The organism is Loktanella sp. SALINAS62, assembly GCF_018263905.1.
In the GTDB taxonomy this organism is placed as follows: domain Bacteria; phylum Pseudomonadota; class Alphaproteobacteria; order Rhodobacterales; family Rhodobacteraceae; genus Loktanella.
The window spans coordinates 699-11,657 of record NZ_JAAFZU010000076.1; the positions used below are offsets into that span (position 1 = coordinate 699).

At 58.5% G+C, this 10,959-nt stretch carries 10 protein-coding genes and 2 pseudogenes; 2 read left to right on the forward strand and 10 right to left on the reverse strand.

Features of this window, described 5'->3' with window-relative positions; translation table 11 throughout:
- Window positions 1-828 precede the first annotated feature (828 nt).
- A complete protein-coding gene (locus GZH79_RS17665) occupies window positions 829-1,413 on the forward strand; it encodes an HPF/RaiA family ribosome-associated protein (protein WP_211645095.1) in 585 nt (194 codons plus the stop codon).
- Here the strand turns inward: GZH79_RS17665 and GZH79_RS19140 are convergent.
- From GZH79_RS19140 to GZH79_RS17705, 9 genes and pseudogenes are all read right to left on the reverse strand, one after another.
- Window positions 1,347-1,734: pseudogene (locus GZH79_RS19140) on the reverse strand (DDE-type integrase/transposase/recombinase); the annotation flags it as partial. The gene GZH79_RS17665 and the pseudogene GZH79_RS19140 overlap by 67 nt on opposite strands.
- A gap of 186 nt (window positions 1,735-1,920) precedes the next feature.
- On the reverse strand, window positions 1,921-3,627 hold the full coding sequence (locus GZH79_RS17670) for a complex I subunit 5 family protein (RefSeq protein WP_211645096.1): 1,707 nt from the start codon (window positions 3,625-3,627) through the stop codon (window positions 1,921-1,923).
- Window positions 3,624-5,087: a proton-conducting transporter membrane subunit gene (locus tag GZH79_RS17675; protein ID WP_211645097.1), complete on the reverse strand. Its 1,464-nt coding sequence runs from the start codon at window positions 5,085-5,087 to the stop codon at window positions 3,624-3,626. Before GZH79_RS17675 ends, GZH79_RS17670 begins: the two co-directional genes overlap by 4 nt.
- Window positions 5,084-6,553 carry a proton-conducting transporter membrane subunit gene (locus GZH79_RS17680; RefSeq protein ID WP_211645098.1) on the reverse strand — a complete coding sequence of 490 codons (1,470 nt, stop codon included), beginning with the start codon at window positions 6,551-6,553 and terminating at the stop codon, window positions 5,084-5,086. Before GZH79_RS17680 ends, GZH79_RS17675 begins: the two co-directional genes overlap by 4 nt.
- A 4-nt stretch (window positions 6,554-6,557) precedes the next feature.
- Window positions 6,558-6,872: an NADH-quinone oxidoreductase subunit K gene (locus GZH79_RS17685; RefSeq protein WP_211645099.1), complete on the reverse strand. Its 315-nt coding sequence runs from the start codon at window positions 6,870-6,872 to the stop codon at window positions 6,558-6,560.
- Window positions 6,869-7,804 (reverse strand): hydrogenase subunit MbhD domain-containing protein, encoded by a 936-nt coding sequence (locus GZH79_RS17690; RefSeq protein WP_211645100.1) that lies wholly within the window; start codon window positions 7,802-7,804, stop codon window positions 6,869-6,871. Before GZH79_RS17690 ends, GZH79_RS17685 begins: the two co-directional genes overlap by 4 nt.
- Window positions 7,801-8,082: a monovalent cation/H(+) antiporter subunit G gene (locus tag GZH79_RS17695; protein ID WP_211645101.1), complete on the reverse strand. Its 282-nt coding sequence runs from the start codon at window positions 8,080-8,082 to the stop codon at window positions 7,801-7,803. Before GZH79_RS17695 ends, GZH79_RS17690 begins: the two co-directional genes overlap by 4 nt.
- Window positions 8,083-8,095: 13 nt before the next feature.
- The gene (locus GZH79_RS17700; RefSeq protein WP_349291233.1) at window positions 8,096-8,371 is read right to left on the reverse strand and encodes a monovalent cation/H+ antiporter complex subunit F; all 276 of its coding nucleotides are present in this window, start codon (window positions 8,369-8,371) and stop codon (window positions 8,096-8,098) included.
- Entirely contained in the window at window positions 8,368-8,823 is a 456-nt protein-coding gene (locus tag GZH79_RS17705) for a Na+/H+ antiporter subunit E (protein ID WP_211645103.1), read from the reverse strand. The genes GZH79_RS17700 and GZH79_RS17705 overlap by 4 nt, the downstream gene beginning before the upstream one ends.
- A 384-nt stretch (window positions 8,824-9,207) precedes the next feature.
- On the opposite strand from GZH79_RS17705, the pseudogene GZH79_RS19145 reads away from it, so the two are divergent.
- Window positions 9,208-9,471 (forward strand): annotated as a pseudogene (locus tag GZH79_RS19145) (M20/M25/M40 family metallo-hydrolase); the annotation flags it as partial.
- 1,015 nt (window positions 9,472-10,486) lie between these two features.
- Here GZH79_RS19145 and GZH79_RS17720 read toward each other — a convergent pair.
- The coding region (locus GZH79_RS17720; protein ID WP_211645106.1) for an IS3 family transposase at window positions 10,487-10,959 on the reverse strand (473 nt) is incomplete at its 5' end.

Genomic DNA, 10,959 nt, shown 5'->3' on the forward strand with positions numbered 1-10,959 from the left:
CCCCGCCAGCGTAAAGACTTTCGGGGAGCAGTTCCTCGATCTGCACCGGCGCGTCCACGACATCTCGATCAAGCCCCAAGTCTAGATTGATTTAAGTGGTCAAAGCTTAAGCACTTCTGAATCGAGCTAAAACAACCGATATCCGCCGTTTATGGCAAGAGTTTACCCCCCACACAGATACGCTGATCCGAGCAAGAGGGTCGTCAGTCAGATGAGCCGGGTCAAGCTCGACGATCCGCACCCGAAGTGCGAAGCCCGCCTTGTAAGCGGGACGCAGGAAGGTTTCCGCCGCCTCATCCAGCAGCCCGATCCGAATCGGTCGCGACGCGCCAAACGGGGACGGCCATCGCGACGGGCGTTGCACATAGGCGGCTACTGTATGATCAGCCTGCGGTTGTAATTCTACAGAGCTGTCAGGTGTGAGCCAAGTGGGCGCATGCTCCACGACAAGATCCGTTTTATAAATCAGTATCTGCATTTGGACCCGTTTCGCCGTGCCACACCAAGCGCTCGTCTAAGCCACCTTTCGTTCGAAAGCGACGGGGCTTTTCCAGCCCATCGCTGAAGCTGAACTGATGCGGTAGATGCCTCCACCCGACGGCATCGATTGTGCCAAAGTGGTTTCATATGAACCAAAGAGAGGGAGGCATCCATGTCAGAGATTAGCATGTTGGCGATTGATTTGGCCAAGAACAGTTTTCAAGTTTGTGCGGTCTGCGGTGACGGTTCCGTCGTCTTCAACCGCGCGGCCGTCCGGCGGGAACAACAAATCTCTTAAGCCGTTGACCACAAGAGCAATGAGCAAGCGCGCGAAAAGGAGACAGCACCATGGATCAGCCACTTGAAATCGCTTGGCGCAACACAGACCGGTCAGACGCGCTCGAGGCCCGCATTCGGGACCGCGTCGAGAAGATGCATCGCTACTTCAGCCATATCACTTCGGTGCATGTTGTGGTCGAGGTGCAGCATCGAAGCCAGAAAAACAACAAGGGTTACCGCGTGCGTGTAGAAGCCCGCGTACCTGGAACAGAACTGGTTTCCAGCAAGAGTCCTGAAGACTCTGCCGACTATTTTGACCCCAACTTGACGGTGCGGGATGTCTTTGACGCAATGGATCGGCAACTAGAGAACTTTTCCCAAAAAGTCCGTGGCGACGTGAAAACGCTGGAAGGACCGCCACAGGGTCGTGTTGTGCGGAAATTTAGTGAGTACGGTTTCATAGAGACACTGGCCGGCGAGGAGATCTGGTTCTCGGAGACCGCCGTCACGCAAGGCAGCTTTGCCGATTTGAAAGTTGGCGACAGTGTCGAATTGACGGTGGCGCCGGGGCAGGGCGCCATGGGCTCTCAAGCGTCGATGGTCCGTCCGATTGGCGCCATGGAGATCAACGGCGAGATCCCATCGCGGACATGATCCGACCTCTCGATGGTGTATTCTGCCCAGAGGCTGAACGCATGCGCGGGCGTGTCGGTATGAGTTTGTGGTGAGTTGAAATAGGCTATGACGGACGATCAGGTTGACCTGATCGTGAGCGGAGAAGAATCTCTGAGCCTGCCGATGTGACTTGAACCGGCCGATTATCTTCTCTCGTTTTCGGGTCGGTCTGTGTGATCATTCGATGGCGTTGTTCAATCCCTTGTGGGCGCGGTGGTCAGCGTCCGGCGCCAATGTTTTGATTGGCTTGACATACCTGCGCAGCTTGTCGTTGATCACGACCCTCGGCTCGCCGAACTGAGTGGTCCATGCATTGGGCGGAAGCGGCCGATCATGGAACAGCTTGGTGTCGATGCTGGGCCAGTCTCGAAAGTTGGCGCTCGTCGATCTGCCGGGTGACGGGAAGTCTCCGGTGCTCGCGGGCCGTCAGACGATTTGTTGCCCTTGCCGATGTGCCGTGCGCACTTATACTTTTGGATGCCGGAATTAATTCCAGATTTGAAACGCGATTGTCGCAGCGAGGAGAATGAGCAACAAACCCATGCTGCGTTGACTGTTCAGACACGTTTCGATCAAGGCGGGCAATCGGGCGGTCGCATTTATTACGGCATGTGCGCATTCGCCAACTGCCGACCGAACGGTGTTTAGCGCTGTCATGGACGCCTTTACCGGCCTCAGTTCTTGCAAACTGCGGCTTCGGGCAATGCGCAGACCCGAGGTGTTCGTTTTGTTGATCGAGTTCGTGATTAAGCTCTTGATCTTCTGCGCATGGCGTAACCAGACAACAGCGGCCATCGCGCCGACAACGACTGGCCAGCTCGACTCCCATATCGAGGTCAACTGCAAGGGATAGTTGGCGTCTAGGCCAGACCAGTTACGACGAAGCAGCCAAGGGATAATCAGCGCAGACAGCCCCAATGCAAGCGTCGGAACGGCAAGGAAAACCGACGGTCTTCCCTTGCCAGGGTCAGTGTGCGCCAGCCGCCACATAAACCACCCCAGAACAAGCGTGGTCGTGATGGCAGTGAGTGTAAGGGCCATCTCGGCCGCGCCTTCCAGCCCCGACTTTACCGCGAGTTTGACGAGATTGCCGCCCGTCAGAGATGCGCCGCAAACCGACAGCGCAACGAAGGCTGTCGCAAGCAGCATGGCGCGGCGCCAGCCGCCTCTGCACGCGACGACAAGGCCGACGGCAAGGAACAGCGCACCTTTTGCGAGCCCGTGGTGAAATGCATAGTACGCAATCTGATCGAAGCCTGCCTGATCCCCGGATGCTGCGCTGGCAGCAATCAGACCGATCACAAGGCTCATCTGGCTGATCGTCGAATAGGCCAGGATTGCCTTCGGCTCAATCCGCAATAATCCCAGAATGGCCGCACCAAAAGCGCCAGCAAAGCCCACTATGACCAGCCCGTCCAAAAAACCGATGCCCGCAGGCAGAAACAGGATCAATCCGATGATCCCTGCCTTGACGATCGCTCCGGACAGTACGGCAGAGGCCGGGGTGGGTGCCGCGGGATGTGCCAGCGGTAGCCAGAAGTGAAGCGGCATGAGCCCTGCCTTGATCCCGAAGCCTGCGATTAGCAAAAGCGCGGCAACACTGCCCTGCGGCGCGCTGGCAAGCGCCAGGCGGATCTCTTCAATACTGACGCTGTCGGCCACATCGATGCCGATCACGAAGGCCACAAGCAGACAAACTTCGCCGCATATTACCAGCACAATGTAAACGCGGCCAGCCCGCAGCGCCGCCCGTGTCGCATCATGGACAATAAGTACATAGGCCGCGAACGAAACAATTGCGAATGCGACATAGAACGTCACGACATCCGCTGCAAGAAAGACGCCAAGATTGCCTGACAGCGTCAGGCACCAGAATCCGGTGAAAACCGCAGGACGGTCGGAACTTGTCATGTAGCCTTGCGCATAAATGCCCGCGCCAAGCCAGATCCCTGCGGTCATCAGGATGAACAGTGCGCCCATCTGCGTCACAACTAGATTGACCCCCAGAAGCAGAAAAGGGGCCGTAGTAATGTCGGTTGGCCCTGACAGCCCAAGCCAGAGTGCCGGAAGCGGCGCGAACGGCAGGAGCTGGGACGCCCGGACACGCACCGGCGGCAGCGCCACAACACAGGCGAGAGCCAGAGGCCAGATCAATGCCAGAAGCGGAAGGGGCGCACCCGTGATTCCGATCATGGTAAATATCCCCGCTCAGCGATCAGGGTGGCCCAGCCAAGGGGGCTGAACGCAGAGCCTGCCATCATGCCTGCCACAAGCGAGGCCGATGCCGTGACCACCGCCGGCCCGGTCAGCAGGATTGATGGCTCAACTGGCTGCTCGTCCTTTGCAGAGTCGCAAATCCAGATGCGATAAATGAGAGGCAGAAAATATGCCGCGTTCAGTAGCGTCGATGCGACAAGGACCACCAAGACCCATTCTGCGTTCGACTGCAACGCTCCCACCCCGAGATAGATCTTGGTCACGAAGCCAGCCGTCGGCGGGAGGCCGATCATTCCCAACACCCCCACGGTAAAGCAAGACGCGGTCCAAGGCATTCGACCACCAAGCCCATTGAGCTCATCGATCAGGGTGACGCCGGCCTGTTCGTCGAACGCTCCAGCGCAGAAAAAAAGTGTAATCTTCATCAAACCCTGATGCACCAGATGCACCAATCCTCCGATCACCGCGTATGGCCCGCCAAGCGCGATCCCCAGAATGATGTAGGAGACCTGGCTGATGGTGGAGTAGGCGAGAAGCTTCTTTATATTGTCTTGGAAGAGCGCCTGGATCGATCCCCAGAGAATTGTCGCCGCCGCCAATATTGCAAGCGGGGTTGTGATTCCCAGATCATCCAACCGATCAATGCCGAACACGTCGAAGGTAATGCGCATAATGCCGAATGCGCCGGCCTTGACCACTGCGACCGCATGCAAGAGGGCGCTGACAGGTGCTGGGGCCACCATCGCCAACGGCAACCAGCCATGCAACGGTATCAGCGCTGCCTTTACGCCGAGACCCACGATGAACATCGCAAAGATTATCCGCAAACTGGTGTCGTCGAGAGACGAAAAGTCCACATCTTCGGTGAACGCAACTGGACCCACTGCGCTTTCAAGCCAGACAATTGCAGCCAGCAGAACCGCGCTGGCGGGCATCGCATAGGCAAGATAGGCGCGCCCAGCTGCAAATGAGGTTTCATTACGTTTGTGGACGACCAGCGGCCAAGTCGAGAGCGTAAGAAGCTCAAAGAAAATAAAGAAGGAGATCAAGGTGCCAGAAAGGGCGATGCCGGTCGTCGCCGCGACGCAAAGACTGAAAAAGCCGAAGAAGCGGGACAACTCCGGCTTCTTGCCAAAGTAGGCGATGGCATAGATGTTAGTCAAAAACCACAGTACTGCGGACAGCGTCAGGAACAGCAGGGATAGTGCGTCCACTCGTAGCAGAAACTCAAGACCGGGCGCGAATTCGAACCGAGTCTCGTAGATCGCGCCATTCGCAACCTCGGAAAGCATGAACGCCACCAACCCGAGTTTGAGCACCGCGCCCCCTAGACTCAATGCGTTGCGCGTTCCGTGCCGGTCGTCGGGGATGAAAAATGTTAGCACCGCCGGCAAAAGCGATGTCGACAAGATCAGCATCGGCAAGAGCACGTTCATTCCAGCCCCTCGATGTCGGCCCAAGGGGAGCCAATCTGAAAGAGTTCGAACGGGCCGCTCGATGCGATACCAAGCAGAATCGCGGTCCCCGCCAGTAACAGGGGCACCGCCTGTTGGGATCGCGACACAGCGACCGGTGCTGCGTCCGCTTTGGCAAAGATCATCGCAAGCGGCCGATAGAGATAGGCCGCTGTCAGAAGGCCGCCCAGAAGCAGAACCACTGCCCAGATCAATTGGCCCGAGGCCAGAGCCGAGGTCAGCATCAAATATTTCGCGGTGAAACCTCCCGAAGGCGGCAGCCCTATCAGCGCGATGGCGGCCAGTCCGAACGCGAAGGCCGTTATTGGTGTTGCCCGTGCCTGACCGCGCAGCCCTTCAAGCCGGTCGTGCCCTACCGAGGCCATCCACAGACCGGCGCAAAGAAACATCGCCGCCTTGGCAAGCCCGTGGCTGAGAGCGTGAAAAACCACGCCTTTCCAGGCATCAGCGGCCCCGGGTTGCGCGGCAGAGGCTCCTCCAGCAAGCGGAAAGACCAAAAGGAGATATCCGATCTGCGACACCGTCGAGTAGGCGATGACCAGCTTGAGCCGGTTTTGACGGAGTGCCATTACCCCACCGTGCAGGATTGCTGCCGTACCAAGGGTGCCGAAAAGCGCAAGCAGGCTCGCCGCTGAAAGATCCGGAACAGCCTCCAGCCATAGACGCATCAGGATAACAAAGGCGGCCTTGGGCACCAGCGCCGAAAGCATCGCCGAAGCGGGCGCGGGCGCGCCGGAATGCGCCGGTGGAAGCCAGGCATGAAACGGAAAGAGCGCCATCTTGGCCGCAAGTCCTGCGGTCATGAGAGCCGCCGCCAAGATGTCCGTCGGCGCGGTCACTCGCGCCGCGATCAAGCCGATATCCAGAACGCCGTGTGCGGAATACAACAGCACCACGCCCAGAAGGTACAACAGCGATCCTATCAGCGCGACTAACATATAACGAAGGGCTGCCGCGAGCGTCTCGGCCTTGCCTTCGATGGCCACCAACGCCACGGCGCAGAGCGTCATAAGCTCGAGCCCGACATAAAGGTTGAAGAGGTCGCGCGAGAGGAAAATCGCGTTGATTGCCGCCCAAAGCAGCAAGGCAAGTGGCCAGAATGCCCATGTCGCCCGCCTTTCGGGGCCTGTATTGTAAAAATAAGCCCGTCCTTGCGCCACGACACCGCTCATCACCAAGGTCGCCATTGCCAGAAAGCCGCAGGCGAGTCCGTCTGCCTCAAGGGTGATGCCAAGCGGCGCGGGCCAACCTGCCACGTCAATTGTGACGGGTTGTCCTTCGGCCACGATTACGATCAGCGCTGCGGTAGCGACGGCCACACCCGCGACGGCGGCAGCGGCCAGCGGGCCGCCGTATCGTCCGAAGATCACTGCGAGCATCGCCGCCGCGAAGGGAAGCCCGACGATGGTGGCAAGAACCAGCGTCATGTCATTAAGGATCGTCGTTTGCGTCTTCGGGCAAGCGGGGACTGCCACTGGCGCGCGCATAGGCGACAAGCAAAGCAAGACCAAGTGCCGTCGCCGAAAGCGCCACAACGATGCCGGTTATGATCAATGCCTGTGCGACCGGGTCCGCCGCTGTGTCAGGCCCCAGGCTGCCCGCAGCACCGAGCATCAGAAAGATGCCCGAGCCTATCACATTGAATGAAAGAAGTCGCCGCAAGATATGAGTGTGCAGGACAAACCCGTAAATCCCGGTGCCGACAACCACCGCGCCACACAGTCCATAGAAAGTGGGATCTGTCATACGTGATCCTCCGGGTCTTCGGGGGGGCCGATGACGGAAAGGGCGAGTGAGGCCGCGATAGAAAACGTCAAGACCGCCTCGATGGCGAGTATCAGCGGCTTGGCAAGGTCCGGGCGCAGGCCCAGAAAGACGCCACTTGCGGCACCCGTCAGACCCACCGCAAGAAAGACCGCAGGGCCAGCGACACATACCAGCCGTAACCACCGCGCCGTGACAAGCGGCGGGCGCATCGCGCCGCCCATAAAGACCACGAGGGCCACGGCTGCAAGCACGGTTCCGGCCTGAAACGCCCCGCCCGGTTTCGAAGAACCTGCCCAGAACAGGTAGACCCCGATCATGAACCCGATGGGCGGAAGCAAACGTCCGAAATTTGCCAGTACGCCCCCATGTCGCGCATGCTGTCGCAGGCCGGGCTGTCCGCCCCAAGCGTCATCCCGCGCCACCGACCAGACACCGATCAGCGCCGCAAGCAGCACGATGCTTTCGATCAGCGTGTCCCAGCTTCGGAAATTCAGAAGCACCGCTGTCACCGGGTTCTCGACCCCCGACGTCCCGAGGTTTGCAGCTACCGCCTCTTGTAACCCGACAGGTTCCGGCAGGGTCAGAAATGCCCAGCCAAGCGCCAGCCCTGATCCTCCTGCTGCACATGCTGCGGGCCAGACTGCACGGCCTGACGGCACCGGAACGCTTGCGGGCAGACGCGCGTGCGCTCCAAACAACAACAGTCCCGTAAGGCCCGCGCCAAGGGCAACCTCGGCAAGTGCAATGTCCAAGGCACCAAGTCTGAGCCAGCCAAGGCCCAAGAATACACTATAGACAACGAACAAGACGACTGCACCGAACTGGTCGCGCACCCCTATGGCAAGAAGCGCAGTTGTCGCAATCATCGCACAAAGGACGAGATCGAAGCCAGTTTCAGCCAGCGCCATCATGGGGATTGCCGCTGCAAGGCTGTGCGTGCGATCAACTGCGCCGTAATTCCTGCGGCCATTAAGGCAAGCCCCCAGACCAGCGCCAACCGCGCAACCACCATCCAACTGTCCGCCTGAAAGGCAATGCCCACGATCAGAAAGCCGAGCCCCACATTGTCGGCTTTCGTCAGAGCATGCAGACGGCTGTACGTATCGGGAAACCGGATCACCGCGACGGTTCCGGCAAGGTAGAAGCCCAGTCCCAGCGCCGTCATGAAATAGGTGACAACGTCAGCCACGGCCCACCTCTTGCTATTCTTCTTCCGGGTCGCCGACGCTGTCAGCGCTTTGTGCCTTGGCAAAAGCAACCGCCGCAACGGCTGCGAGCAGCGCCAACACCAAGGCTACGTCGATCATACTCCAGTCAGTCGCAGCGGCGAGAAGAAGCACAATTCCTACGCCTCCAGTTCCGATGAGTTGCGCCGCAATCATTCTGTCCGCAGGCTCCGGCCCGCGCCAGACTCTCCAAAGCGCCCCCCCGAGACTGAGAAGTAACAGTACGGCAAGGCTGATGAGCCAACTTGTCATCCGCTCACACTTCCAAGCCGTCTTTCTTCGATACGAATCATGCGCGCATGGTCCTGATCCTTGTCGAGTACATGAACAAGTAGCCTGCCTCTGTCGGTTCCGGCCGCCAGCGTGCCAGGCATGAGTGACAATTCACCGCCAAGCGCGACTCTGCCGCCGTCCGGTAAATCCACCGGTAGTCTAATCCAGCCGGGATTGATCGGCATGCGCGGATCAAGCGCGCGTCGGCCCACGTCCAGCCCACCAAGGAGCGACCGCCAGAGGAAATTCGGTGTCATTGCCAGAAGGGGCAACAGGTGGATTGGGCGGGTCGCGGGCAAAAGTCTGAGGCTAAGCCAGCTTGCCGCGGGCACCGCGGCAGCACCGACGAGGAGCGCCTCTCCTTCAGAAAGAACAAACCACAAGACTAAAAAAAAAATGACGCGCCTTGCCGATGCTGCATGCTTTTTCATGACGGCCTCTTGGATAACGCGGGGATCACTGTGCGAACCTCAAATGTATCAAAGACGTTCCGTTTGGCAAGGCTTGAGGTGTCTATGGCCGGCACAGGTGTCAAGCTGACTGTCAACGGTGAATGGGGCACGCTGCCCTCATATCTGAAACTTTATACCGTCCATAATACCCACCGAACCGATTCATGACATCCTTAATGACTTCGCAACGCGTGGCTATTTTGTAAAAACGGATTTATGCGCGCCACACTCAGGCCTTGGCGGCGGGCCACCAGCCGTGGTCCATTAGCCGAGAAATGTCGAAACGCAACCCGATCAGCAGGTGCAAAGAGTAGCTTAAGTTACGCCAGATCCTGTCCAATTGATGGGGAGCAGCTCAGAACGCTGCTCGGACTTGAGCCAATGGATCCAACGTTGGGTGCAGATCTCGAAGCCGGGGCCGAGGCGGTTTCGCCAAGCAAGTGGCGCACCATGCCATCCGGAGCTTTGCATGACGCGACCCATGTCGCCCGACTGATGCCTGTCGCAATGCTGTTTGTCCGATCCATCAATGGCATCAGCAACGTCTTTTCTGAAGACATGGACGAGGCAGATCTTGTCACGGGCTTAGAGGTTCTGGCGAGCGCGATGGCACAGCTGCTTAATTGATTCTTCGACCCGGTTCTCTTTCTAAGTCCAAAGGCGTGAGCAGCCTCTTTCCGAAAGGCCTGATCTGACAGCACAACCATCTGTAAACCGGCAAGGACGGCCCTAATCCGACATCCATTGACCGGTTGCTATGCTGCGACGCGGCCCGTCATTCCGGCCATTCGCTGCGAATGCGAAATCGGTTGATCGACGAATTCACAGAACGCAGGACAAGCCGCCATATCGCTGAAGTTACACCAACTGCGGCTTTCAAGAAATCGCTTTGAACAAACGCGCCATTCACTCGTCAAGATATCGGCGGATCATATTTTCACTATTGCGGTATTGACGGAGAAAAGTCCCTGCCACCTTCCGGGGCAGGACGAAGACGCATTGGCTGTGCAACACCATCGGCTCACCGCTCTGTTTCTGTGGATATGCAGGAGCTCATCCTGGTTTTGACGCCTGTTCGAGATCCTCTATCGCATTGGTCCATAGCGCTTCGGCGCGTCCTACCCCCTGCATGACCTCCCTATATTTTGCCTGCCAGATCTCGGCTTGTGTGCCAATGTCCGGTTCGTAGAGCGCGAGATCCGACAGTTTCACCGCCAGCCGATCAAGATCGTCGTTATAATTGCAAACCGTGCCCCAATGCGCCCGTCCTCGGTGTCCATCGCCAGCGGCTTGGTCGAAAATCGTGCCCGCGGGGGCCGAAGTTCGTCGTCAGCGTAACCCATAAGTGGAGCGGTTTGCACCAGTCGGTGCTGCCGGCGTCAGGGCAGCACCGTGGCAATCTCCGATAAGTGCAAAATTCTTGATCGGCGGCTGGCGCTTTTCGTCTTTTATGTGGCCATTCACCGTCAGCTCACGGCGACTGGGGCGTCAGCCGTCATCAGCGCGAAACGTTTCGAACGGCTGTCCAGATGCGTGTGCTGTACCATGACAGGACGGCTGGATTGGATAACTGCAGTATAATCGGGGTCGCGGGGGACGGGGCTGAACCGCGCCGGGTTTGCCGGAGGCTGATTTGACTTAGTTACGCGGCCATGTCTGATCTTTCCAGAGCTGCATAGAAGTTTGCCTCTGCTTCGGCTGGCGGGATATTCCCGGTGGGCTCCAGCAGACGGCGATTGTTGAACCAATCGACCCACTCCAGGGTGGCATATTCGACGGCTTCAAAGCTGCGCCATGGGCCACGGCGGTGAATGACCTCGGCTTTGAACAGGCCGTTGATCGTTTCGGCCAAGGCGTTGTCATATGAATCCCCGACGCTGCCGACAGAAGGCGCAATTTTGGCTTCTGCAAGCCGTTCGGTGTATGTGATCGACAAATATTGCGATCCGCGATCCGAGTGATGGACCAGTTGGTCCTGCGCTGGTCTACGTTGATGAATGGCCTGTTCCAAAGCGTCCAGAACAAATCCGGCATTGGCTGTGCGGCTTGCGCGCCAACCAACGATCCGCCGCGCGAACACATCGATGACGAAGGCGACGTAGACAAACCCCTGCC